21 protein-coding genes are annotated in these 24,368 nt (G+C 39.7%); 15 read left to right on the top strand and 6 right to left on the bottom strand.

The window, feature by feature from the left end; genetic code table 11:
- Positions 1–27 precede the first annotated feature (27 nt).
- Positions 28–369 carry a toxin-antitoxin system YwqK family antitoxin gene (locus ACW6NC_RS09900; protein WP_457865661.1) on the bottom strand — a complete coding sequence of 114 codons (342 nt, stop codon included), beginning with the start codon at positions 367–369 and terminating at the stop codon, positions 28–30.
- A gap of 227 nt (positions 370–596) precedes the next feature.
- On the opposite strand from ACW6NC_RS09900, the gene aspS reads away from it, so the two are divergent.
- From aspS to ACW6NC_RS09880, 4 genes are all read left to right on the top strand, one after another.
- Positions 597–2,345, top strand: coding sequence for an aspartate--tRNA ligase (aspS, locus tag ACW6NC_RS09895; RefSeq protein ID WP_457865660.1), 1,749 nt, complete (start codon positions 597–599; stop codon positions 2,343–2,345).
- Positions 2,346–2,422: 77 nt separating this feature from the next.
- Positions 2,423–4,213: a chloride channel protein gene (locus tag ACW6NC_RS09890; protein WP_457865658.1), complete on the top strand. Its 1,791-nt coding sequence runs from the start codon at positions 2,423–2,425 to the stop codon at positions 4,211–4,213.
- 2 nt (positions 4,214–4,215) lie between these two features.
- Positions 4,216–4,455 (top strand): hypothetical protein, encoded by a 240-nt coding sequence (locus ACW6NC_RS09885; protein ID WP_457865656.1) that lies wholly within the window; start codon positions 4,216–4,218, stop codon positions 4,453–4,455.
- Between the two features lie 102 nt (positions 4,456–4,557).
- The gene (locus ACW6NC_RS09880) at positions 4,558–4,752 is read left to right on the top strand and encodes a cold-shock protein (RefSeq protein WP_081210415.1); all 195 of its coding nucleotides are present in this window, start codon (positions 4,558–4,560) and stop codon (positions 4,750–4,752) included.
- A 73-nt stretch (positions 4,753–4,825) separates the two neighbouring features.
- Here ACW6NC_RS09880 and ACW6NC_RS09875 read toward each other — a convergent pair whose 3' ends face one another.
- Positions 4,826–5,782, bottom strand: a complete 957-nt coding sequence (locus tag ACW6NC_RS09875; protein WP_457865655.1) for an NAD-dependent epimerase/dehydratase family protein — start codon at positions 5,780–5,782, stop codon at positions 4,826–4,828.
- A 144-nt stretch (positions 5,783–5,926) separates the two neighbouring features.
- On the opposite strand from ACW6NC_RS09875, the gene ACW6NC_RS09870 reads away from it, so the two are divergent.
- The 3 genes from ACW6NC_RS09870 to ACW6NC_RS09860 all read left to right on the top strand — a co-directional run bounded on the left by ACW6NC_RS09870 (position 5,927) and on the right by ACW6NC_RS09860 (position 9,410).
- Positions 5,927–6,505 carry a hypothetical protein gene (locus ACW6NC_RS09870; protein WP_457865653.1) on the top strand — a complete coding sequence of 193 codons (579 nt, stop codon included), beginning with the start codon at positions 5,927–5,929 and terminating at the stop codon, positions 6,503–6,505.
- Positions 6,506–6,554: 49 nt separating this feature from the next.
- Complete coding sequence (locus ACW6NC_RS09865) at positions 6,555–7,064, top strand: nuclear transport factor 2 family protein (RefSeq protein WP_457865651.1); 510 nt, start codon at positions 6,555–6,557, stop codon at positions 7,062–7,064.
- Positions 7,065–7,340: 276 nt separating this feature from the next.
- Positions 7,341–9,410: a M13 family metallopeptidase gene (locus tag ACW6NC_RS09860; protein WP_457865650.1), complete on the top strand. Its 2,070-nt coding sequence runs from the start codon at positions 7,341–7,343 to the stop codon at positions 9,408–9,410.
- A 126-nt stretch (positions 9,411–9,536) separates the two neighbouring features.
- Here ACW6NC_RS09860 and ACW6NC_RS09855 read toward each other — a convergent pair whose 3' ends face one another.
- Positions 9,537–10,106: a hypothetical protein gene (locus tag ACW6NC_RS09855; protein WP_457865649.1), complete on the bottom strand. Its 570-nt coding sequence runs from the start codon at positions 10,104–10,106 to the stop codon at positions 9,537–9,539.
- A gap of 167 nt (positions 10,107–10,273) precedes the next feature.
- Here ACW6NC_RS09855 and metG point away from each other — a divergent pair, with 167 nt between their 5' ends.
- Together metG and ACW6NC_RS09845 are read left to right on the top strand one after the other, a co-directional pair.
- The gene (metG, locus tag ACW6NC_RS09850; protein WP_457865647.1) at positions 10,274–12,361 is read left to right on the top strand and encodes a methionine--tRNA ligase; all 2,088 of its coding nucleotides are present in this window, start codon (positions 10,274–10,276) and stop codon (positions 12,359–12,361) included.
- 85 nt (positions 12,362–12,446) lie between these two features.
- Positions 12,447–13,349: a histone deacetylase family protein gene (locus tag ACW6NC_RS09845; RefSeq protein ID WP_457865645.1), complete on the top strand. Its 903-nt coding sequence runs from the start codon at positions 12,447–12,449 to the stop codon at positions 13,347–13,349.
- 72 nt (positions 13,350–13,421) lie between these two features.
- Here ACW6NC_RS09845 and ACW6NC_RS09840 read toward each other — a convergent pair whose 3' ends face one another.
- A complete protein-coding gene (locus tag ACW6NC_RS09840; protein WP_457865644.1) occupies positions 13,422–13,760 on the bottom strand; it encodes a single-stranded DNA-binding protein in 339 nt (112 codons plus the stop codon).
- A gap of 199 nt (positions 13,761–13,959) precedes the next feature.
- Between ACW6NC_RS09840 and ACW6NC_RS09835 the strand changes: the two genes are divergently transcribed.
- The 3 genes from ACW6NC_RS09835 (at position 13,960) to ACW6NC_RS09825 (ending at position 15,533) form a co-directional block, all read left to right on the top strand.
- Positions 13,960–14,592: a hypothetical protein gene (locus tag ACW6NC_RS09835; RefSeq protein ID WP_457865642.1), complete on the top strand. Its 633-nt coding sequence runs from the start codon at positions 13,960–13,962 to the stop codon at positions 14,590–14,592.
- Positions 14,593–14,630: 38 nt separating this feature from the next.
- Positions 14,631–15,110 carry a hypothetical protein gene (locus ACW6NC_RS09830; protein ID WP_457865641.1) on the top strand — a complete coding sequence of 160 codons (480 nt, stop codon included), beginning with the start codon at positions 14,631–14,633 and terminating at the stop codon, positions 15,108–15,110.
- A gap of 75 nt (positions 15,111–15,185) precedes the next feature.
- A complete protein-coding gene (locus tag ACW6NC_RS09825; RefSeq protein WP_457865639.1) occupies positions 15,186–15,533 on the top strand; it encodes a hypothetical protein in 348 nt (115 codons plus the stop codon).
- Positions 15,534–15,537: 4 nt separating this feature from the next.
- On the opposite strand, the gene ACW6NC_RS09820 is transcribed toward ACW6NC_RS09825, so the two are convergent.
- The gene (locus ACW6NC_RS09820) at positions 15,538–16,005 is read right to left on the bottom strand and encodes a CBS domain-containing protein (RefSeq protein WP_457865638.1); all 468 of its coding nucleotides are present in this window, start codon (positions 16,003–16,005) and stop codon (positions 15,538–15,540) included.
- Positions 16,006–16,120: 115 nt separating this feature from the next.
- On the opposite strand from ACW6NC_RS09820, the gene ACW6NC_RS09815 reads away from it, so the two are divergent.
- Positions 16,121–18,436, top strand: coding sequence for a M20/M25/M40 family metallo-hydrolase (locus ACW6NC_RS09815; protein ID WP_457865636.1), 2,316 nt, complete (start codon positions 16,121–16,123; stop codon positions 18,434–18,436).
- Positions 18,437–18,579: 143 nt separating this feature from the next.
- Positions 18,580–19,383, top strand: a complete 804-nt coding sequence (locus ACW6NC_RS09810) for an NAD(P)H-binding protein (RefSeq protein WP_457865634.1) — start codon at positions 18,580–18,582, stop codon at positions 19,381–19,383.
- A 112-nt stretch (positions 19,384–19,495) separates the two neighbouring features.
- Here the strand turns inward: ACW6NC_RS09810 and mfd are convergent, their stop codons facing one another.
- Positions 19,496–22,876, bottom strand: coding sequence for a transcription-repair coupling factor (gene mfd, locus ACW6NC_RS09805; RefSeq protein ID WP_457865633.1), 3,381 nt, complete (start codon positions 22,874–22,876; stop codon positions 19,496–19,498).
- A 131-nt stretch (positions 22,877–23,007) separates the two neighbouring features.
- On the opposite strand from mfd, the gene ACW6NC_RS09800 reads away from it, so the two are divergent.
- Positions 23,008–24,366, top strand: a complete 1,359-nt coding sequence (locus ACW6NC_RS09800) for a dihydrolipoyl dehydrogenase family protein (protein WP_457865632.1) — start codon at positions 23,008–23,010, stop codon at positions 24,364–24,366.
- Positions 24,367–24,368 lie beyond the last annotated feature (2 nt).

The following is a 24,368-nucleotide window of genomic DNA, read 5'->3' as shown; positions in this document are numbered from 1 at the left end:
GTATATAATTTAATTAAGGTCAAGCGCTCAATCTCGATCTCTTCTAATAACTCTGGTTATTTTATTTTCTTTATAATGAACTTCGGTTAATTGGCTGTTATGCCAAAAAAACCATTTACCAGTCTTGTTACCAAAGGCATATTGGGCGATTGTTTCCTTTTCACCTCTCTGGTTGTAAGAAACCCATTTCCCGTGGAGTTTCCCGTTCTTGTACGTACCTTCCTGCTTAATACTTCCGTTTTCATAATAAAATGTTCCTTTTATAAGGTTTCCGTCATTTTCAAAACGCGGTTTTGGATTATCCTGGGCCATTATCAGACCACTGGAAAATAAAACCGCGGCTATCACTATTTGTTTAAATCTTTTCATCTGTCTGGATAACCTTAACTTTACAAATATAGCAATTAATTTACTTTTTGGCAATATTTGCATAACCTTTACTTAACATTGGCTGGTTTAAGTGCTAATAATCAGTAGTCTATAAAACTCCTAATTGCATCTAAAATTTACCTCAAGTGGGGGATTTTCAAATAAAAATTAGCTGTTAAGCCACCAGAACTTCTTACTTTTGCTGGCACAAAAACTTAAGGAAAATTATGTACAGAAGTCACACCTGTGGAGAATTAAATACTTCAAATATTGACCAAAAGGTCCAGCTTTCGGGATGGGTTCAAAAAATAAGAGATAAAGGTTTTATGGTATGGGTAGATTTGCGTGATCGCTACGGCATTACCCAGCTTATTTTTGATGAGGAACGCTCTTCAAAAGCCCTCATGGAAAAAGCCCAGAAACTGGGGCGTGAATTCGTAATCCAGGTTGATGGAAAAGTGATTGAAAGGGAATCAAAAAATCCTAATATACCAACAGGTGAAATTGAAGTACTCGTTTCAGAATTGAATATCCTGAACACTTCCCTAACCCCTCCTTTTACTATCGAAGAAGATACCGATGGTGGGGAAGACCTAAGAATGAAATACCGTTACCTGGATATACGCAGAAATCCGGTTAAAAATAAGCTGAAATTTCGCCATAAAGTAGGGATGGAAGTTAGAAATTATCTTTCTAACCATGATTTTATTGAAGTGGAAACTCCCTATCTCATAAAATCTACTCCAGAAGGGGCCCGTGATTTTGTAGTCCCAAGCCGAATGAACGAAGGTCAGTTTTACGCGCTCCCACAATCGCCACAAACCTTCAAGCAATTGCTTATGGTAGGCGGTATGGATAAATATTTCCAGATCGTAAAATGCTTTCGGGATGAAGATCTTAGGGCCGACAGGCAACCTGAATTCACGCAAATTGACTGTGAGATGGCTTTTGTAGAGCAAGAGGATATCCTCAATATTTTTGAAGGTTTAACCCGGCATTTATTGAAAGAGATCAACGGCGTGGATGTGGAAAAATTCCCGAGAATGACCTATGCTGAGGCAATGAAAAAATACGGAAATGATAAACCCGATATCAGGTTTGGGATGGAGTTTGCCGAATTAAATGATCTTGCCAAGAATAAAGGCTTCAATGTTTTCGACCAACAGGAATTGGTTGTTGGAATTGCGGTTCCGGGAGCAGCCTCCTCCACCAGGAAAGAAATCGATAAATTAATATCCTGGGTTAAAAGACCACAAGTTGGCGCCAACGGACTTGTTTGGGCGAAATTCAACACCGACGGAACTTTAAAATCTTCAGTAGATAAATTTTATTCTGAAGAAGATCTGAAAACCTGGGCTAAAGCTACCAATGCAAAACCGGGTGACCTGATTTTGGTAATGGCCGGCGATGCAAGCAAAACCAGAACTCAGCTAAGCGCATTAAGAATGCATTTGGGGAACGAACTTGGCCTTAGAAAAGCAAATGAATTTGCTCCGCTTTGGGTAGTAGATTTTCCGCTGTTGGAATGGGATGAGGAAACCAACCGATACCATGCCATGCACCATCCTTTTACTTCGCCAAAAAAGGAAGATTTCGCTTTGCTGGAAACAGAACCTGGTAAAGTACGTGCTAATGCCTATGACCTTGTCCTTAATGGAAACGAAATCGGTGGTGGTTCCATAAGAATTCACGATAAAGAAACTCAAGCTAAGATGTTTGATTATCTTGGTTTTACTCCTGAGGAGGCTAAAGAACAATTCGGCTTCTTAATGGATGCTTTCCAATACGGTGCCCCTCCTCACGGTGGAATAGCTTTCGGATTTGACCGGCTAGTCGCTATTCTAGGTGGTCAGGAAAGCATCAGGGATTTTATTGCTTTTCCAAAAAACAACAATGGCAGAGATGTGATGATTGACGCGCCTGCCAAGCTGGATAAAATACAATTGGATGAATTGCACCTCCAGTTGAAGTTATAAGTTATGAGAAACAAGAAAAATCCTGCTTTAGTGCGGGATTTTTTATCTTCACTAAAAATTAACCTTAAACTTACCTAGTGAATAAGTTTATCAGCACAATACCGGGTAAACTCCTAAGGTTTACCAATGAGCATTTAAGCAATCAGAAATTCCTCATGCTTTTAAGTGCCATAATTGGTTTTCTTGCAGGTCTTGTAGCGGTTACTATTAAAAATCTCACCCATTTTATTCAACTTTTACTAGAAGATGAATTTATAGCCAATTACCACAATGCTTTTTATTTTATCTTTCCAGTCATCGGATTGGCTCTTACTATCCTTATTGTCAAATTTGGCATTAAAAAAGATATCGGCAGTGGAATTCCAACCACCCTACATGCTATTTCGAAGCGTCAAGGTTTAATGCGAAAGTTTCAGGCTTATGCCTCTCTTTTAACCGCTCCGTTAACTGTGGGTTTTGGTGGGTCGGTGGGACTCGAGGCACCAACAGTAGCTACTGGCTCTGCCATTAGCTCCAATTTATCAAGGTTATTCAAAATGAATCAGGCCTCTCGAACCCTTTTAATTGGTTGTGCCGCTGCCGGAGCAATGTCCTCATTGTTTAAAGCTCCAGTGGCAGCAATTATTTTCGCAATTGAAATTTTTAGTCTAGACCTCACCCTGGCTTCGATGATCCCTTTACTAATTGCCTCCATTTCAGCAATACTTACTTCTTATTTCTTTTTTGGCTCAGATATTATCTTACACTACCAATTAACCGATGAATTTAATATTTCTGAAGTTCCATTTTATGTCTTACTGGGAGTTTTAGCCTCTGTGTGCTCCATTTATTTTACAAAGATTTATTTTAAGTTCACTAATTTTTTTAGCAAAATAAAATCCCAGCTCTATAGATTACTCTTAGGTGGCTTTGGCCTTGGAATCTTAATTTTCTTCATACCACCGCTCTATGGGGAGGGCTACGATGTGATCAATAATTTACTGCAAGAAAACTATATGTATGCGCTTCAAACGTCCCTCTTTGATGAGTATATGGATAACATCTGGGTGGTAATTGGGTTGTTATCAGGGCTTGTGATTTTTAAAATTATAGCAACTTCCTTAACGGTGGGTGCCGGGGGGATTGGCGGGATTTTCGCACCTGTACTTTTTATGGGTAGTGCCATGGGGCATAGTTTTGCTCTTATCGTAAATAACTTAGGCTTTCTGAACAACCCTATTTCAGTAAGTAACTTTACCCTTGTGGGAATGGCTGGATTAATGGCTGGTATCATGCACGCTCCTCTTACCGCAATCTTTCTTATTGCTGAACTCACCAGTGGCTATGAACTCTTCGTGCCCTTAATGATCACCGCTGCAATTGCTTATATAATCACCTCCCAATTCCAGCCTCACTCTGTTTATACTATGGATCTGGCAGCACGAGGTGAATTAATTACCCATAATAAAGATCAAGCAGTTCTTACGTTACTTAATATTCGGCAGGTAATTGAAAAAAACTTTATTCCAATCCATGTAGATAAAACCCTTGGAGAGGTTATAAAAGAAGGGGTGATAAAATCCACTCGAAATATTTTTCCTATTATTGATGAGGAAGGCAATTTCATGGGTATTATCCTGTTAGATGATATACGACCTATAATGTTTGAGCAAAAAATGTATGATGAGGTGAAAGTCACCGAAATTATGCAGCGTGCACCGGAAATTATTGATCTGGGCAAAGATAGAATGAAGGAAATCATGAGGAAGTTTCAGGAGAGTAATGCCTGGAATCTACCCGTGGTAGAAGATGGTAAATATGTGGGTTTTATTTCTAAATCAAAATTACTCACGGCTTATCGTCAAAAATTAATTGAGGTAACTGTTTAGCTATGAAGACAATAATGAAAATATTGGGAATCGCAATTCTCATTGCCATTGGAATCGGATTTTATATAAGAACTTTTGATGATAAAGCCCTGGGTGATGTTATAATCGGGCTAGCTGTTCTTGCCAGTGCATTCATCCTAATGCCTATTTTTCTATACGTACGATGGAATGGAAAGAAGCTCAAAGATTACACCCTAACCAAAGAAAACATGGATCGCATGCGGGATAAGGGCCTGGATTAACAGGCTGATTTTAAAGCCGTTCAAAATAATTCCTAAAAATTTATGGGCTTGTCAATATTATTATATTAAGTTTGTACTTTATTAATTATTTATTTTTTTACAATGGAAGGTACAGTTAAATTTTTCAATGAATCTAAAGGTTACGGATTCATAACCAACGACGAAACAGGAAGAGACATCTTCGTACACGTTACCGGTCTTGACGGGGAAACTCTAAATGAAGGTGACAAGGTGGAGTACGTTGAAGTAGAAGGAAGAAAAGGAGTAAACGCTAGCCAAGTGCGCGTTATTGAATAAATAGATTATCCTATTTTCGAAACTACAAAAGCCGCTGAATCAGCGGCTTTTTTATTTTGTCTTATCCTGAAATTTAGGATATTTCGAAAGCCTCCGCCACCCCCGAAAGCATTTTTTCAGTAAGTGCACCTAGGTCAAACTTATGTTTCCAATTCCAGTCCCTTCTGGCTTCAGAGTCATCAATGTCAGATGGCCAGGAATCAGCAATTTTTTGCCGGAAATCAGGGGCATAATTCATTTTGAATTCCGGGATATGTTTCTTTATCTCGTTAGCAAGTTCTTCAGGGGTAAAACTTATTGCGCTTAGGTTGTAGGACGATCTTATTTTAACTTTTTCTGATGGGGCTTCCATTAAATCTATTGTTGCTTTAATAGCATCATCCATGTACATCATTGGTAAACTGGTAGACTCACCCAGATAAGAGGTATAAGCTTTATTTTTTAGGGCTTCGTGAAATATTTCTATGGCATAGTCAGTAGTCCCACCTCCCGGAAGGGTTTTGTAACTTATTATCCCTGGATACCGCAAACTTCTGACATCTACGTCATATTTGTCATGGAAATATTGGCACCATCGCTCACCAGCTTGTTTACTAATACCATACACCGTAGAAGGCTCCATGATCGTAGTCTGAGCGGTGTTCTTTTTAGGAGTTGTAGGTCCAAAAACTGCTATACTTGAAGGCCAGAAAACCTTGTCTATTTTCTTTTCTTTAGCCAAGTTTAAAATATGAAAGAGAGAATCCATATTCAAAGACCAGGCCTTCATTGGAAATTTTTCTGCTGTGGCGCTTAACATTGCCGCCATAAGATAAACCTGCTTAATCTCGTATTTCTCAATAATGGCTTCTATTTCGGAACGTTTGGTAGCATCAAGGATTTCAAAAGCACCAGATGCCATCAATTCATCATTCCCTTCCCTAATATCGCTGGCGACAACCCTATCATTTCCGTAAATCTCCCGAAGTTTTAAGGATAACTCGGTTCCTATTTGCCCACTGGCACCTATGACTAAAATTTTTTCCGCCATGTCCTTCAATTTTTAGCAAATATATTTAATATTACAAAGGTATTCGTAACAAAACCTCCAAAACCTCTCTTCAACTTAAATATCTGTTAATCCAACAATTTTTTGCATTCTGAAGAGTTTATTTTCATTTAACTTTGTATTTGTATGAAACTTTTATTGCCTCTTCTTTCTTTATGGATACTGGGCGGATGCAAATCCGATGTTAACCCCCAAGCCAAAGGGCAAACCGTTTTGGACAGTACCTTATTGAGTAAAAATATCAGATTGCCTGATACTGAAGTGGAATTGCTTCCTGAGGCCCGCAAACACGCTGTGCAATGGGTAAATTATATTACTGCTCAAAACGAAATCAATAATCTAAAATCAGACAATCTTAATCAGATTATTGAAAATGCAAAACCTATCTCTCAGATAATGCAATCCTTAAAATCCACTGTACCTGACACCTTAAAATCAAAAGCGGTGATTGCCAGATTAAACGTTTTGGCGACCAAATCGCAGGTCTTGGAGCAACTTGCAACCCGCCGAAATAAAAATTTGGAGAAAATATCCCAAACCGCCCAGGAAATCCCGATAGAATTTAACAATTTCAAACTTCAGCTAAATGAACTGTTCTTAAAAAGTCTAGAAGATTTTGAACGTGAACTTGACCAACTTGAACAAGAACAGGATAGCATATCTAAGGCTACCAGTCCTACTAGGCAGATTGAGGATTCTATTTAGAACCAGGCTGGTTACGGCATACCCTTTCTTAAAATAAATATTTATAAAAATGAATAAATTTTTCCTCAGCTTGCTTTTTTTATTCCTCTCCATTCATATATTTTCTCAGGAAAACTCTGAAGAGAAAATCAACCATATCGTTGATCAATGGCATAAGGCTGCTTCTCAAGCCGATTTTGATATGTATTTCAGTTTAATGACAAAAGAAGGGGTTTTTATAGGTACCGATGCTACCGAAAACTGGACCAACAAAGAGTTTCGGAGATTTTCAAAACCTTATTTTGACCGTGGGAAGGCATGGAATTTCAAAAGCCTGGAACGCAATGTTTATTTTCATGAAAATAGGACTATCGCCTGGTTTGATGAACTTCTGGACACACAAATGGGAATTTGTCGGGGCTCGGGGATACTTCATCAAACCAAAAATGGTTGGAAAATCGCTCATTATGTGCTCTCTATTGCCGTGCCGAATGAAAACGTAGAAAGGCTTACTGAGATGAAGAAGGAATTCGATCAAAACTTGATTGAGACCCTTGAAAATAAAAGTGCTGATAAATAAATCTTACCGACTGGCTTTATTTTTTTTATCTGCTACAGTTAAATATAACCACGAGAATTATCCACCTCACCACAAAAAATTAATATGTGGTAGGAGGTTTTTCAGTTCTATTTCATTATCGAAGCTTTAATAAACACGGGAATTTAAAAAACACATAAGCTTCAAAGGTCCTTTACTGAGATTCATCTTCAAATCCTTGCTTAGCTTTTATAATTTTTGATTAAATGTGCTACTTTTTAGTACTTTAGCCTGATCTAAATACAATTTTTTTAACAAATGAAGAAAATAACTAATGTGCTGTTTTATTCCATTTTAGGAGCTGCTATAGTAAGTGGTTGTAAAAGTGATAAAGAAGACAGCGTTGAAAAAGAAGAAATCCACGGGATTAACCTGGCTTATATGGATACAACCGTAAGCCCAAAAAATGATTTCTTTAGATTTGTGAATGGGAAATGGGTAGATTCTACGGAAATCCCCCAGGACCAGACTACCTGGGGTAGTTTTATGGAGTTAAGACAAACTACCGATGCTGATGCTCTTACTTTACTGGAAGGAGCATCTAACAATGAAAACCTGGATCCTCAAAGCGATAAAGCCAAGGCCGTATACCTTTACAATACCATAATGGACACGGTGAGTCGAAATGAGCAAGGGGTGACTCCTGTGGAGCCTTACCTCAAGAAAGTTGATGCTATCCAAAACAAAGAGGATCTTCAAGGGTTTCTTACTGACATGCAGCAATATGGTGGAGCAGGATTCTTTTCTTTCGGGGTAAGAGCTGATGCCAAGAATTCGAACCAAAATGCTGCTTATCTCTATCCTACTGGATTAGGACTCCCTGATAGGGATTACTATGTGGCGGATGATCCCGATTCAAAAGAAAAACGTGAAAAATATAAAGAGCATATTACCAAAATGCTCCAGTATATAGATTATTCGCAGGAAGAGGCTTCCAAGGCGGCCCAAACCATTCTGGAATTTGAAACCAAGCTCGCAGAACCTCAACTTGACAAAGTGGAACGTAGAGATGCTCGTAATACCTATAATCCAATGACAGTTGCTGAACTTCAAAATTCAGTTCCGGCATTAGAATGGGAAAAGTATTTCAATGAAATTGGTGCAGAAGAACTTGATACTATTATTGTGGCTCAACCAAAATACATGAATGCCTTACAGGATATCTTCACTGAGAATAAGGTAGGAGATTGGAAAACCTATCTGAAATGGAGCATTTTTAACGATGCTGCCAATACGCTTTCCACTGAGATTGAGACGGCAAACTGGGAATTTTATAACAAAACCCTGCAGGGAGCACAAGAACAACGTCCACGTGATGAACGTGCTCTTCAGACAATCAACTGGACCATAGGAGAAGCACTTGGTAAACTTTATGTAGATGAACATTTCCCTGCAGAAGCTAAAGAGCAAGCTGAAGAAATGATCGCAAATATCATTAAAGCCTACGAATCCAGGATCAATAATTTGAATTGGATGAGTGAGGATACCAAGAAAAAAGCTATTGAAAAACTGGGAACCACCACTATTAAAGTTGGTTATCCCGATCAGTGGAAAGATTACAGTGATTTGGAAATTGCTGGAGGAGAAAACGATGGTTCTTATTTCCAAAACATGATGAATGTAAGTAAATGGAGAACGGCCGATAATATGGCCAAACTGGGAGAACCGGTGGACAAAACTGAATGGTTTATGCCTCCTCAAATAGTAAATGCTTATTATAATCCAAGTTATAATGAGATTGTTTTTCCTGCTGCTATCCTTCAACCGCCATTTTACGATTACAAAGCAGATGCTGCTATAAATTATGGTGGTATAGGAGCCGTAATTGGTCATGAGATCTCTCACGGATTTGACGATAGTGGTGCTCGTTTTGATGCAGAAGGAAACCTCAATAACTGGTGGACCGATGAAGATCTGGAAGCTTTTGAGGAACTTGGAGCCGACCTGGCCGACCAATACAGTGAAATAGAAGTTCTGGATAGCGTATATATCAACGGTCAATTTACCTTAGGTGAAAATATTGGTGATCTCGGGGGGGTTAATGCCGCTTACGATGGTTTGCAGATCCATCTGGAAGAACACGGAAGCCCGGGTAAAATAGATGGGTTCACCCCTGAACAACGTTTCTTCATGTCATGGGCGACCGTTTGGAGAACTAAAATGCGTGATGAAGCCTTACAAAATAAGATCAAGACCGATCCACATTCTCCAGGAATGTACCGCGCTTATGTGCCGTTACAAAACATAGATGCTTTCTATGAAGCCTTTGAAATTGAAGAAGGCGACAACATGTATGTAGATCCCGAAGATCGTGTGATTATCTGGTAGATTACTAAAATAGATTAAAGTAAAAAAAGGCTTGCTGAATTCTTTAGCAGGTCTTTTTTTTATAATAGAAGACGCTTCGGAATGATCCTTTCCTCTTTAATTCCAAAAAGGCAATTGGGCATCCAACTATTTAATCAAGATGATAGTTTCCACTTTAAGATCCAATGCCTCTATTTTCTCAGGACTTGCCTTAATTAACCGATCACCGTAAAACTCGTTACCCGCTTCATTTTGAGGAGCCAGGAAGACACGCAGTCCTGAATTTTCAAGCTCCCCATCATTCCACATTACTGCTCCACTGTAATCCCAGCCAAATCCGTAAAAGGATATTTCTTTTTCATTTAGCCTGTTAAGTTCATCATAGGTGGTTCCAATTCTAATTCCCTCTGAAGACTTCCATTTTCCGTCTGCATCAAATCTAATATCATGTACTTCTGTTCGATCTTCATCTTTCCAGGTAATATGAAGTTCGTTTGGGGTATCCGGATAAAGTATTGAATAAGCACGTTCTACTGTGCCTTCCTCAAACATCCCTACGTCCTCTTTTAAGTTAGCATCTGGATATTCGCTTTTAAGGGCTTGGGAGGAATAATTCTGAAGGTTTTCGATTACAAATTTATCCTTCGATACGGTATTTTTTGTACTCCCACAGGCGATAAGGGTTAGAAGGCTTATGACTACTAGTATTTTTTTCATTTTAAATTGATTTTCTTTCACAGCGCATTATCTAAAAAACACTCCGGTATTAGTAGAATACTAAATTCAGGAAGATTCTACAGACAAGGCCTGTCTTTTACAAGAATTTAACGCGTATTATTTAACAGTTGCTTACCTTTACGGCTTCCAAAAAAGTTTCAGATTAAATGAGCGAATCAAAACAGCGATATACTATAACAGCAGCCTTACCGTATACTAACGGCCCGATCCATATAGGCCACCTCGCAGGGGTTTATGTACCTGCCGATATATATGCACGTTTTCTAAGAATGCAGGGGCACGATGTAGCCTTTGTTTGTGGAAGTGATGAGCACGGTGTGCCAATTACCATAAAGGCAAAGAAAGAAGGTGTTAAGCCACAGGACATAGTAGATAAATATCATGGCATCATAAAAAAATCCTTTAAAGAATTTGGAGTTTCTTTTGACAATTATTCCAGGACTTCAGCTAAGGTTCACCACGATACAGCTTCTGCTTTTTTCAGGAAAATGTATGAAAATGACAAATTTATTGAGGAAACCACCAAACAGCTTTATGACGACCAGGCCAAGCAATTTCTAGCTGATCGTTTTGTAACCGGAACTTGTCCGAAATGTGGAAGTGAAGAAGCCTACGGGGACCAATGTGAAAGTTGCGGGACTTCCCTCAATGCCACGGATCTTATTAATCCAAAATCCACTTTCTCAGGAGCAACGCCTACATTAAAGGAAACTCGTCACTGGTTCTTGCCCTTAGATCAATATGAAAACTGGCTCAAAGAATGGATTTTGGTAGGTCATAAAGCTGACTGGAAAAGCAATGTTTACGGTCAGGTTAAATCCTGGATAGATGATGGCCTGAGAGCCCGTGCGGTAACCCGCGATCTGGATTGGGGAATACCAGTTCCTGTGGAGGGTGCCCAAGGGAAGGTACTGTATGTATGGTTTGATGCCCCTATTGGATATATATCATCGACCAAGGAATGGGCTGAGCGTGAAGGTAGGGATTGGGAGTCCTACTGGAAAGACGAAAACACCAAACTCATCCATTTTATCGGAAAGGATAATATCGTCTTTCATTGTATTATTTTCCCGGTAATGCTGAAGGCTCACGGTGATTTTATCTTACCCCAAAACGTCCCGGCCAATGAATTTCTTAATCTTGAAGGAAAGAAACTTTCAACCTCCAAAAATTGGGCTGTATGGTTGCATGAATACCTTGAAGATTTTCCCGGTCAGCAGGATGTTTTACGTTATGTGCTTACGGCAAATGCCCCTGAAACCAAAGACAATGACTTCACCTGGAAAGATTTTCAGGCCCGAAACAACAATGAACTAGTAGCAATATTTGGGAATTTCATAAACCGGGTAGTAGTACTCACCAATAAATATTACGGCGGACTCATCCCCCAACCACAAAAGCTCACAGAACTAGACGAAAAAACCATTGCCGAATTAAAGGCCTATCCGGGCGTAATTGCAAGCTCCATTGAAAAATATCGGTTTCGCGAAGCTCAGGCCGAACTTATGAACTTGGCTCGACTTGGAAATAAGTATCTAGCCGATGAAGAACCCTGGAAACTTATAAAAACCGATCCCGACAGGGTGCAGACCATAATGTATGTGGCTTTGCAGATTGCCTCCGCTCTTGCTACCTTATGCGAACCGTTCTTACCATTTACCTCTGTGAAACTCAAGGGGATGCTGAAATTTTCTGCTAGTGAAAACAGATTGGAAAGTTTTGAAAAATCCCAATGGGACAAAATTGCGACTCGGGAAGCACTTTTACCGGCAGGTCACCAAATTGGAAAGGCAGAGTTGCTTTTTAGCAAAATTGAAGATGAACAAATAGCGAAACAACTGGAGAAATTGGAAACCACCAAATCCGCAAATGCCGCAGAAAACACCAAAATCGTTCCTCAAAAAGAAACCGCAAGCTTCGAGGATTTCTCAAAAATGGATCTCCGGGTGGGCACAATCATTGAAGCTCATAAAATGCCCAAAACCAAGAAACTTATGGTTATTAAGGTTGATACAGGACTGGATCAGCGAACAGTGGTTTCAGGAATTGCAGAACATTTCAAGGCTGAGGAGATTATCGGAAAGAAAGTTACTGTTTTGGCTAATCTGGCTCCTCGAAAGCTTCGGGGGGTGGAAAGTCAGGGTATGATTCTTATGACAGAAAATGCCCAGGGCAAGCTCATCTTTGTCAATCCTGATGAAACCGAAGTTGAGAATGGAGCGACAATTAACTAATTATCTGCGCCCATCGACTGGATCATTAATCAATTCCTATTGAAACAATTCATAGGCCCTGGAATCCAATATAATTTAATTCAAATTGCTTAAAGTCGCTTTTCATCAGATTTATAAGCATCCTTTACCAGAGGGACACCGATTCCCTATGGAAAAATACGAGTTGCTTCCCAAACAACTCATACATGAAGGCACCTGTGTGGAAGCCAATTTTTTCCAACCCGGCTTGCCGGAAGAGAAATATATTTTGGCCGTTCACAACGCTGAGTATTTCTCAAATCTTAAAGAGCTAAGCCTGGACAGAAGAGCTCAAAGAAAAACCGGATTCCCCCTTTCTGCGGAACTTGTAAGAAGGGAACTAATAATTGCCGATGGAACAATGAAGGCTTGTAATTTCGCCTTGGAAAATGGAATCGCTTTTAACATAGCAGGAGGTACGCATCACGCCTATTCCAACCATGGAGAGGCTTTTTGTTTATTAAATGACCAGGCTATTGCCGCAAGGTATCTTCAACAAAAAAAACTGGCGGATAAAATTCTTTTCATCGATTTGGATGTCCACCAGGGAAATGGTACCGCAAAAATTTTCGAAAATGATCCTTCAGTTTTTACTTTTTCTATGCATGGTAAAAACAACTATCCTTTTAGAAAGGAGCAATCTGATCTGGATATAGAATTACCCGATGGCACCGATGATGAAAACTACTTGAAAGTCCTCAAGGAAAAGCTTCCGAGCTTAATCAAGGAACAGGATCCGGATTTTATTTTTTATTTAAGTGGTGTGGATATTTTAAAAACAGATAAATTAGGAAAACTCTCTTGCAGTCTTTTAGGCTGTAAAGAACGAGACCGTTTTGTACTGCAAATCCTTCGAGACCTCAAGATTCCAGTCCAGTGCAGTATGGGCGGAGGATATTCTCCCGATATTAAAACAATAATTGAAGCTCACGCGAACACTTACCGACTAGCACAAGAAATTTACTTTTAGCAATAAAAAAAGAGATCTATATAATTGATACAAATCTCTTTTTTATAATTGGCAGTCTTATTTCCCATAGGTCTAACTCTTATTTCCCATAAGCAAAAGTTCACTGCAAACTACCTCAGTGCTTAGGTGTTTTTTACCTTCACTATCTTCCCAGTTTCGGCTGGTTAATTTTCCTTCTATGCCCACTTCTTTACCTTTGCCGACATACTTTTCCACCAACTCAGCTGTTTTTCCCCAGGCAATTATGTTGTGCCATTGGGTTTCTGTGATTTTTTCACCAGAACTGTTTTTGTAATAATCATTAGTCGCAATAGAAAATTTTGCAATTTTCTTTCCAGATTCCAAATTGACGATCTCAGGCTCTGATCCTACATTTCCGATTAATTGAACTTTGTTTCTTAAAGTACTCATAACTTCGTATTTTATTTCACTGAAAATCGTTAGTTCATTCCAGCACAACAAACATAGAGGTGATTGCCAATTCTATTCGGTTAGGAATTATTTGTTTTCGTTTATAGGCGTTTGTAAACATTTGAATACCCTTAGTGGAAAAATTTATAGACCTTTTTTGGCTAATCCAAGGGAAAGCTTTACTTAGCACAAAAGTTAAATGATGGAAGAACGAAAAGTCTGGTATGCTTGTTATGGCTCAAACCTATTAGAGGAGCGTTTTCGTTGTTATATAAGTGGCGGCCAGCCAAAAGGTGCAAATCGCCTTTATCCCGGATGTACCAACAAGACATTTCCTTCCCACACCAAGCCTCTTACGATTAACCGGGAAATGTATTTTGCGAAAATTTCAAAAACCTGGAATGGTGGAGGCGCTGCTTTTATAAGATCAGAAGTTAATAAAGATGTAAAAACCCTGGGACGTATGTATCATATAACCCGCCAGCAATTTATTGACCTGGTGCAGCAAGAGATAAAGTTTGAAGGGAATTTTAATATAGATCTCGAAAAAGTTATAGAAGAAGGTTCTTTGAATATGAGAAACGATTCCTGGTATGGGCAAATTATTTACCTGGGTGATGACCAAGGTCATCCCATTTTTACTTTTACCAATGAGGAATATCTTGAAAACGACATCAATGCTCCGAACGAGCATTATTTAAAGATTATTATAGAAGGATTAAATCAAACCTACAAGCTGGCTCCTTCAGAAATTCAAAAGTACCTGGAAAATAAAACAGGAATTAAAGACACCTTCATTGAGAAAGAATTGCCTGAACTTATTGGAAATTAAATACCTATTTTTATTATCTCACCTCGATCTTAAAACTCATGAAAGCAGCCAGTGTTAGTCAGCTAAAAAAAGAACTCTCCTTTAGGTCTCAAGACGAACTCCTGGGGTTTTGTTTAAGGCTCTCAAAATTTAAAAAAGAGAACAAAGAGCTGCTCACCTATTTATTGTTTGAATCCGAGAATGAAGCAAAATTTATTTCCGAAGTAAAAAAAGAAATAGACGAGCAGTTTGCCGGTATCAACACCAGTACCTGGTATTTTATAAAAAAGAGCGTAAGGAAAATTCTAAAGGATGTAAAAAAGTACGCCCGTTATTCAGGAAAAATAGAAACCGAGGTGGAGCTTCTTATTTACTTTTGTGCCAAATTAAAATCTTTTCCAAAACCTATAGATCGTAATAAAACCCTACAAAAACTTTATGAGCGACAAATGCGGCTTATCGATACTAAATTGCAAAAGCTCCACGAGGATCTGCAGTATGATTACCGGCTATTAATAGCAAACTTTGGCCTGGATTAATTTATGATTCAAAAAAACCAAGCTCTTAAATAATTGGTGATCAGATATTTTGAAGCATTTTATTATATTTAGGATATGCAAAAAGCCTGTTTGCAATGTGGAGAAAAAGTTTTAGGCCGCGTAGATAAAAAATTCTGCAGCGATTACTGTCGTAATGCATATCACAACAACCTTAACAAGGACCGAAAAAATCTGGTTAGAAATGTCAATAACCGCCTACGCAAAAATTATCGCATTTTGGAAGAATGCAATCCTACCGAAAAGACCACGACAACAAAAAACAAGCTCCTGGCAAAAGGATTCAACTTCGATTATATCACAAGTATCTACACCACCAAAAGTGGCAAAATTTATTATTTTGTTTATGATCAGGGTTATCTTCCATTAGACAACGGTTTTTATGCTCTGGTCAAGAGAACCTAAGTTTTTAAGAATGCCAGTTGTTACTTTTTAATATAGTCGCCGCGCGTAAAACATCACTTTGACTAATTTGCCCAACAAGTTTACCATTTTCAACAATTGGAAATCTTCGATAACGTTTCTCGATGAATTTTTTGGCGGCATCGATCACATTCATATTCCCGTCGATGGTTTCTACCCTACAGTTCATACGTTTTCCTACTGTGGTATCATCCAGGGGCATATTATAATATTGGCTATCTGAAACGTGCTTCATACAATCCCCCTCAGAGATCATTCCTTTTAAATTATTTTTTTCATCCACCACACAGCCCCCGGAAATTTTATGTTTGAGAAGCTTTTCTGCAACATCCATAATATTCTCATTTTCCCTAAATGTAATCAGGTCAGTAGTCATATAGTCTTTAACCAGCATTGGCGTACCTTCCGGTTTTTCGGGAGCCGCCTGCTTTCCTTGATAACTTTTGATAGCCATAGCATAAAAATTTATGTATTAATCTCTTAAATATAAGAAATTTCCAATTAGGGCTAAAGCGGTGCTCATCTTAAAATCTTGATTATCTTTATTGCTGAATATTTCAAGGTCTCTTATGCTAAAAAGAATACCTCCCATTTTTTCACTTTTTCTTATAGCCGTTGCTGCCTGGTTTACTTTCTATAATAGCCAGCCTGAAAATATAACTGATGAAGATTTACCTGAAACGGAGTTTTCTACCCATCGCGCGTTCCAACACGTTGAAGCAATGGCTCAGCAGCCTCATTATATTGGGACTACTGAGCACAGCAGGGTGCGGAATTATATAGTAAATGAACTTCAAAAAATGGATCTGCTGGTGCAAACCCAGGAAGATTATACTTTAAATAAACATGGAAGCCTGGTAAGGCCTCAAAATATCCTAAGCCGAATTGAAGGTGATGGCGATGGCCAGGCGCTGGTCTTGATGTCTCATTACGACAGCAATCCACATTCCTCCCTGGGCGCCAGCGATGCTGCCAGTGGTGTAGCTGCTATCCTGGAAGGAATTCGCGCTTTTTTAGCTGAAAACATATCCCACGAAAACGACATCATCATCCTTTTTACCGATGCTGAAGAAGTTGGACTCAATGGAGCAGAGCTCTTTGTGAAAGATCATCCCTGGGCCCGGGATGCCGCACTTGTACTAAACTTCGAAGCCCGGGGGAGCGGAGGTGATTCCTTTATGTTTCTCGAAACCAATTCCGGAAATGCTAAACTGGTAAAAGCTTTCCAGAAAGCAAACCCCGAATATCCGGTCACCAACTCCCTTGTGTATAGCATTTACAAAATGCTTCCAAACGATACCGATCTTACGGTCCTTCGTGAACAGGCAAATATTCAAGGTTTTAATTTCGCTTTTATCGATGACCACTACGATTATCACACGGCCACTGATACACCCGAAAACCTCGATAAAGAGAGTCTTGCGCATCAAGGCAATTATCTTATGCCCTTGCTCGCAACTTTTAAAGATGCTAACCTCTCTGATTTTGAAACTCAGGAAGACCTGGTATTTTTCAGTCTGCCGGGAGGGGCAGTGATAAGTTATCCTTTTTCCTGGATCACCCCTATGTTATTGATCGCGGTGGTGATCTTTATCCTGCTTTTGGTCTATGGATTTTCCCGAAATAGTCTCGAAAGCAGATCGGTTTTTAAGGGATTTCTGGCATTTTTACTCAGTTTTACTTTTGGGGGGCTTTTGGTTTATCTTCTCTGGAAATTCAACCTCTATATCTACCCGGAATATTCGGAAATGGAACAGGGTTTCACCTATAACGGATATTATTATATCGCCGCTTTTCTTTTTCTGAGTCTTACGGTGGCCTTTTTCACCTACCACCGGTATCATAAAAACACCAGCAAGGCCTCTCTTTTTGTTTTTCCACTATTTTTCTGGATTTTGCTTTGCACCCTCCTGGCTTTTTACCTGAAAGGGGCTGCTTATTTTATCATCCTGGTTTATTTTGGTTTGCTTCAGTTCTTTGTGATGATAAGACAGAAAAAGCCAAACAATCTTTTTATGGCTTTTTTAAGCCTTCCGGCGATTGTCATTTTTCTACCGCTTCTTGTTCAATTTCCGGTGGCTCTGGGCTTAAAGATCCTTTTTGTCTCTGCCCTGCTCTGCGTTTTTCTTTTTACATTAATGCTCCCGGTTTTCGCTTATTTTAAAAGGAAGAAAGCTTTGGCAGTGCTTAGTTTCCTCATCTTTAATATTCTCTTTTTTTTCGCGCATTTCAACTCTGAATTTGATAAGGAAAGGCCAAAACCTAATTCCCTGGTCTACCTTTTTGATACCGATGAAAATACAGCCCATTGGCGTTCTTACGATAAAATGACTGATAAATGGACTCAAAATTTCTTTGGAAAAGAACCGGTGATCATCCCAACCAGCGAAAAAACCTTCAACAGTAAATATGGATCCGATTTCACCTGGAGTGCTGAAGCACCTTCCATAAACCTCAAGGCTCCTGCTATAATTTTTGACAGCCTGGATACAGCAAATGAAATTACTCATTACTCATTGAAGATCGCCCCCAACCGGAAAATTCATCGCCTGGAGCTTTTCGCCGATCGCGGTGTGGATTTTGAAGCCTTTACAGTGAACGGGCTCCAAGCTGATGACACCTGGCTGGGAAAAAACAGATTTAATGTACATACTCGCCGATGGCACGACCGACTCCTGACCTGGCATGTTTCAGCAAGAGATACCTTACGTGTTGAATTCAGTCTGAAAAGTGATAAAAATCCAGAATTCACCCTGTATGAATCCAGCTTCGATCTCCTGGAAAATCAAAAATTAAATGTCCCGGAAAGATCTGAAAGTATGATCCCAAGGCCATTTGTAGTAAATGATGCAGTAATTCTTAAAAGAACCATAAGCCTAGAGTAAGCTTGTATTTTGTAGTTTTGAGCAGCAAAGATTCGTCATTCTTTGCCGAAATTTATCGGGATTGATTGAATCTCATCACAATGATTAAAGCTTATATATTAAAATAATAAAATCTCTCCATTAGGGAGGCAGGAAAGGAACTTATGAATATATCAATATTAGGAACCGGTTGGCTTGGTTTGCCCCTGGCCGAAGCACTTTTAGAAGCTGATCACATTGTTAAAGGCTCGGTCACCCGGCGGGAAAAAATGGAGCAACTGCAACAGGCAGGAATTACTCCCTACCACATCAAGATCTTTATTGAAGGCGTACAGGGCGATCTCACCTCCTTTTTAGCTCATGCTAAAGTTTTAATCATCGACATCCCACCTGGACTTCGCAGTGATCCTAAAGCCGATTTTGTAAGCAAAATAGGCCGTATCATCGATTATGTGGAGAAATCCCCTGTAGAAAAGGTAATTTTCGTAAGTTCTACTTCGGTTTATGAAGACCGGGAAGATCTCCCCGAATACACTGAGGAAGACGAAGCAAACGGCACCTCAGAAGCAGCCAGACAATTAACCTCCTCAGAAAAAATGTTACTGAAGAATGAGCATTTTCAAACCACGGTTGTTCGTTTTGGGGGGTTACTTGGCCCCGGCAGGCATCCGGTTAAATACCTGGCCGGTAAGACAGGAATAAATAACCCGAAAGCCCCGGTAAATCTTATCAGGCAGGAAGATTGTATAGAAATCATTCTGCAAATCATTAAAAATGATATTTGGAACATAACATTTAATGCCACTTACCCTAAACATCCAACCAAAGAGAATTACTATACCCGGGCAGCCAAAGACCAGAATCTAAATCCTCCAAAATTTGACCAAAACAAGGTTTCCAAGGGGAAGAAGATAAGCTCAGTGAGATTAGAGGAAATGTTGGGGTATCAATTCAAGAAGGATATCTAAAAACAATAAGGCACCAGGCATTGAAAACATCTAATTAAAAATAACCTGTTTCGAAATGGATAACCTGTTTGGTGCTTTAAAAAACCTCTCAAAATACCATCTTTACGAGATATTATTTATCCTCTACCTCCACTTTCGCCTTAAAGTCCAAAGGCTCCATAACCTTTAAAGCCTGGTCTATGGAATTAACCTTTTCAAAGGTCAGTAATAACCTCAACCCGCTGCGGGTTTTCTTTTCTTTCATGGTACAGCTTTGCGGATGGGTTTGCACATATTGCAGCACACGGGTGAAATTATTGGTTTGGTAAAAACGCGATTGCTGGTCGGCAATGAAATAACCTATCATTTTCCCTTGTTTCAGCACTACTTTTTCAAGGCCAATTTTTGATGCGATCCATTTGATGCGCACGCTGTTTAATAAATCTACTGCCTGCACGGGCAGTTCTCCAAAGCGGTCTGTGAGTTCTGCTTCAAACTTTTGTAAATCCTCTTCCGAAGTGATCTTATTGAGCTGGGTATAAAGATTCAGCCTTTCAGTGATATTATTGATGTAATCATCGGGGAAAAGGATCTCGAAATCGGTGTCGATCTGGGTTTCTTTTACAAAGGTCTTATCTTCAATATCCTCATCGCCGGAATATAAATCCTTAAACTCGTTCTCCTTCAGCTCTTCAATGGCTTCATTAAGGATCTTCTGGTAGGTCTCAAAGCCTATTTCATTGATGAATCCACTCTGCTCACCGCCCAATAGATCTCCAGCGCCACGAATTTCAAGATCTTTCATCGCGATGTTTATTCCGCTTCCTAGTTCAGAAAATTGTTCCAGCGCGCTTATTCGCTTACGGGCATCTTCGGTCATTGCTGAAAAAGGTGGCGTAATAAAGTAACAAAAAGCCTTTTTATTGCTTCGGCCTACCCTCCCCCGCATCTGGTGCAGGTCAGAAACACCAAAATTATTCGCGTTATTAATAAAGATCGTATTCGCATTGGTCACATCGAGTCCGCTTTCCACAATAGTCGTAGAAACCAGCACATCAAATTCGCCATTGATAAAACTCAACATCAGTTTTTCCAGCTTCTTACCTTCCATCTGGCCGTGACCCACGCCAATTTTCGCATCGGGCACCACGCGCTGGATCATTCCCGCAACTTCCTTTATATTTTCAATCCGGTTATGAATAAAGAAAACCTGCCCTCCACGCTGAATTTCATAAGAGATCGCATCCCTTATCGTTTCTTCGGAAAATCTTATCACATTGGTTTCAATGGGATAGCGGTTAGGTGGCGGAGTGGAAATGGTAGATAGGTCTCTCGCGGCCATTAAACTAAACTGAAGCGTTCGTGGAATTGGCGTGGCCGTAAGGGTGAGTGTATCAACATTCTCTTTTATCGTTTTGAGCTTATCCTTTACTGAAACCCCGAATTTCTGCTCTTCATCTACAATTAAAAGTCCAAGATCCTTAAATTTCACGGCTTTATTCACCAATTGATGAGTACCTATGATGATATCCACCTTTCCGCTTTCCAGGTCGGCTAAGGTTTCACGGCGTTCTTTGGCGGTCCTGAAACGGTTTAAATAATCTACTGTAACCGGAAAATCTTTCAAGCGTTCAGTGAATGTTTGATGGTGTTGGAATGCCAGAATGGTGGTGGGCACTAAAACCGCAACTTGCTTGCCATTGTCTACAGCTTTGAAGGCTGCTCGAATTGCAACCTCAGTCTTTCCGAAACCAACATCCCCGCAAACCAAACGATCCATAGGTCGTTGGTTTTCCATATCTTCTTTTACCGCCTTGGTCGCAGTTTCCTGGTCCGGAGTATCTTCATAAATAAAAGAGGCCTCCAGCTCATGTTGTAAATATGAATCTGGCCCAAAAGCAAATCCTTTCTGAAGTCGGCGCTTTGCATATAATTCAATTAAATTATAAGCAATATGCTTTACCCTAGCTTTGGTTTTTTTCTTCAGATTTTTCCAGGCGTTACTTCCTAATTTAAAGATCTTTGGCTCTTTTCCGTCCTTCCCGTTGTATTTTGAAATCTTATGAAGGGAATGAATACTGAGATACAAAATATCACGTTCGCCGTAAAATAGCTTTATGGCCTCCTGTTTTTTACCTTCAACATCAATTTTCTGAAGTCCCCCAAACTTTCCTATTCCATGGTCGATATGAGTTACGTAATCGCCAACTTCTAAATTATTGAGTTCCTTTAGGGTAATGGCCTGTTTTTTAGCGTAACCATTCTTGAGATGAAATTTGTGATACCGCTCAAAGATCTGGTGATCGGTATAACAGATATTTTTGCCAACCTCGTCTATAAAACCCTGAAAAAGAGATAAAGTTATGGTTTCGTATTTCACTTCTTTTTCCTGGTCGTCAAAGATGTCATGAAAACGTTTAGCCTGCTGCTGGCTAACGCAGAAAATATAATTTTTATAACCGTTTTCCTGATTTTCAATCAGGTTATCAATGAGCAGATCGAACTGCTTATTGAAAGAGGGCTGTGGCTTGGTCTGAAACTCGATAACTTTTTCAGGCTCCATATAGGCCTGGTTACTAAGTTCCACCACAGTGTATTCCTGCAACTGACTTTTAATTAGTTGGCCGTCACAGAAAAGCGCTTCGGGTTCACTATGTTTTACTTCTTCTGAAAGTTTCTGAAAAGCTTCCTTTGCCTTGCTGAAAAGTTTATCGGCCTGGGCGGTGACCAGGTCAAGGTTTTTAACCAAAACCACAGTTTGATTAGATATATACCTCAGAAAACTATCTCTGATCTCGTCCAGATGCTTGTCTTCAACATTCGGCATCACCGAGATTTTATTCACCTTATCGGTAGAAAGCTGGGTTTCCACATCAAAACTCCTAATACTATCTACCTCATCACCAAAGAATTCGATACGATAGGGCTCGTCATTACTAAATGAGAAAACATCAATTATCCCCCCACGCACCGAAAATTCACCGGGTTCGGTCACAAAATCAACCCTTTTGAATTTGTATTCGAAAAGCACCTCATTTACAAAATCCAGGGAAAGTTCATCCCCAATGGAAATCTTCAAAGTACTTCTGTCCAACTCCTTCCTTGTAACCACTTTTTCAAATAAAGCATCGGGATAGGTAACGATTACGGCCGGTTTCTTTCGAGAATTTATTCGGTTTAAAACCTCGGCCCGAAGCAGAACATTGGCATTATCGGTTTCCTCAATCTGATAAGGGCGTCGGTAACTCCCCGGATAAAAAAGTACATTTTTATCACCCAGCAACTGTTCAAGGTCATTAAGGTAATAAGCGGCTTCTTCTTTGTCATTAAAGACCAGTAAAAAAGGTTTGTCAACCTCCTTAAATGCATTGGCAGTCACGAAAGAAAGTGAGGAACCAACAAGGCCTTTAAGTTGAATTTTTAAAACATTATTTTTAGAAGAGACAAGGGTTTTCCTCAATTCCTGCTGTTGCGGGGACTGTGCAAAGCTTTGGGCGATAACAGATTTACTCATTGGCGCAAAGATAATTCGCGAATTTGGGCCGCGCAACTAGTCAACATTTTTTTAACGTTGTAAAGATTTACCATTTTCCTAACAGGAAAAACCACTAAGCTTTTCTACTTTCAGAATACCAATTAAGGATTATGGGCTTTAAACATTTTGACGTATTTGTAATAGGAACAGGTACTGCAGGAAAAAGAGTGGCTTATGCATGTGTTGATGCAGGGTTAAAGGTAGCGATTGCTGATAAGGTAGAATATGGTGGAACATGTGCCAACCGAGGTTGTGATCCAAAAAAAGTACTTACCGGTTTCACCGAAATTCTGGACCGCACAAAAAAAATGGAAGGAAAAGGAATCATCCAGGGGCCGAAATTCTCCTGGGAAGATCTGATGGCCTTTAAAAAAACTTTTGTTGATGCGGTTCCCGCTGCAACCGAAAAAAAGTTAAAAAAATTGGGGATTGAAATGTATCACCAATCGCCCAAATTTCTCGATGAAAACACCATATCGGTTGAAGGTAAAACCGTAACCGCTGATAAAATTGTGATCGCTACCGGGCACAAAACATCGGAGTTGCGCATTCCGGGGCGCAATTTCGCCTTAGAGAGTAAGGACTTTTTGAATCTGGAAAAACTACCGGAATCCATGATTTTCATAGGCGCCGGTTATATAGGGATGGAATTCGCTCATGTTGCTGCTCGTCTTGGGGTAAAGGTCACTATGTTAGAAATGACGGACAGAATTCTTTACAATTTTGACAAGGATATGGGCAAATACCTGCAACAGGTTTCAGAAGAAGAATTGGGGATAAATTTTATTTTCAATGCTGAAGTCACTGAAATTGAAAAACTGAAAAAGAATTTCAGAGTGACGGCAATGCAGGATGGAAAAGAGGTTTCAGTAAAAGCCGAATTGATATTTAATACTACCGGAAGAGTTCCCTCTATTGATGAGCTGGATCTGGAAAAAGGCAATGTAGAATTCAACAGAAAAGGGATCCTTGTTAACGAATATCTGCAGAGCCCAAGCAACAAGAGCGTTTATGCCTGCGGAGATGTTTCGGCTAGTGAAGGTTTGCCTTTAACTCCGCTTTCCTCCCAGGAAGCCCGGGTGGTAGCCGCTAACCTACTCAACAAAGACAAGCCCGAAAAAGCTCATTATCCTCCGCAACCCACCGTAGTATTTACTTTACCTAAGCTCGCTTCTATAGGACTACTGGAGGAAGAAGCGCGGAAACAGGGATACGATTTTAAAGTAAAACATAAACTGGCAACAGACTGGTTTAATGCAAAGCACATCAATGAAAAGGTTTATGCCTACAAAACCCTTATTGACAATACAACCGGCCAGGTGATAGGTGCGCATCTCATAGGTCCGGAAGCCTCAGAAGTGATCAATATGTTTGTAATGGTTATGTGCGGAAAGCTGAATTGCGAAGACGTTAAAAAGATGATCTTTGCCTATCCAACCTGGGGAAATGATATTAAAGGAATGTTGTAGTA

The organism is Salegentibacter profundi, from assembly GCF_054121475.1.
This window is presented reverse-complemented; position numbering and strand designations above follow the sequence as displayed.

Excerpts from the sequence above, each read along its gene's own strand:
- ACW6NC_RS09900 (WP_457865661.1), bottom strand. The coding sequence starts at position 369 with ATGAAAAGATTTAAACAAATAGTGATAGCCGCGGTTTTATTTTCCAGT.
- aspS (WP_457865660.1), top strand. The coding sequence starts at position 597 with ATGTACAGAAGTCACACCTGTGGAGAATTAAATACTTCAAATATTGAC.
- ACW6NC_RS09885 (WP_457865656.1), top strand. The coding sequence starts at position 4,216 with ATGAAGACAATAATGAAAATATTGGGAATCGCAATTCTCATTGCCATT.
- ACW6NC_RS09880 (WP_081210415.1), top strand. The coding sequence starts at position 4,558 with ATGGAAGGTACAGTTAAATTTTTCAATGAATCTAAAGGTTACGGATTC.
- ACW6NC_RS09875 (WP_457865655.1), bottom strand. The coding sequence starts at position 5,782 with ATGGCGGAAAAAATTTTAGTCATAGGTGCCAGTGGGCAAATAGGAACC.
- ACW6NC_RS09870 (WP_457865653.1), top strand. The coding sequence starts at position 5,927 with ATGAAACTTTTATTGCCTCTTCTTTCTTTATGGATACTGGGCGGATGC.
- ACW6NC_RS09865 (WP_457865651.1), top strand. The coding sequence starts at position 6,555 with ATGAATAAATTTTTCCTCAGCTTGCTTTTTTTATTCCTCTCCATTCAT.
- ACW6NC_RS09860 (WP_457865650.1), top strand. The coding sequence starts at position 7,341 with ATGAAGAAAATAACTAATGTGCTGTTTTATTCCATTTTAGGAGCTGCT.
- ACW6NC_RS09855 (WP_457865649.1), bottom strand. The coding sequence starts at position 10,106 with ATGAAAAAAATACTAGTAGTCATAAGCCTTCTAACCCTTATCGCCTGT.
- metG (WP_457865647.1), top strand. The coding sequence starts at position 10,274 with ATGAGCGAATCAAAACAGCGATATACTATAACAGCAGCCTTACCGTAT.
- ACW6NC_RS09840 (WP_457865644.1), bottom strand. The coding sequence starts at position 13,760 with ATGAGTACTTTAAGAAACAAAGTTCAATTAATCGGAAATGTAGGATCA.
- ACW6NC_RS09835 (WP_457865642.1), top strand. The coding sequence starts at position 13,960 with ATGATGGAAGAACGAAAAGTCTGGTATGCTTGTTATGGCTCAAACCTA.
- ACW6NC_RS09830 (WP_457865641.1), top strand. The coding sequence starts at position 14,631 with ATGAAAGCAGCCAGTGTTAGTCAGCTAAAAAAAGAACTCTCCTTTAGG.
- ACW6NC_RS09825 (WP_457865639.1), top strand. The coding sequence starts at position 15,186 with ATGCAAAAAGCCTGTTTGCAATGTGGAGAAAAAGTTTTAGGCCGCGTA.
- ACW6NC_RS09820 (WP_457865638.1), bottom strand. The coding sequence starts at position 16,005 with ATGGCTATCAAAAGTTATCAAGGAAAGCAGGCGGCTCCCGAAAAACCG.
- ACW6NC_RS09815 (WP_457865636.1), top strand. The coding sequence starts at position 16,121 with ATGCTAAAAAGAATACCTCCCATTTTTTCACTTTTTCTTATAGCCGTT.
- ACW6NC_RS09810 (WP_457865634.1), top strand. The coding sequence starts at position 18,580 with ATGAATATATCAATATTAGGAACCGGTTGGCTTGGTTTGCCCCTGGCC.
- mfd (WP_457865633.1), bottom strand. The coding sequence starts at position 22,876 with ATGAGTAAATCTGTTATCGCCCAAAGCTTTGCACAGTCCCCGCAACAG.
- ACW6NC_RS09800 (WP_457865632.1), top strand. The coding sequence starts at position 23,008 with ATGGGCTTTAAACATTTTGACGTATTTGTAATAGGAACAGGTACTGCA.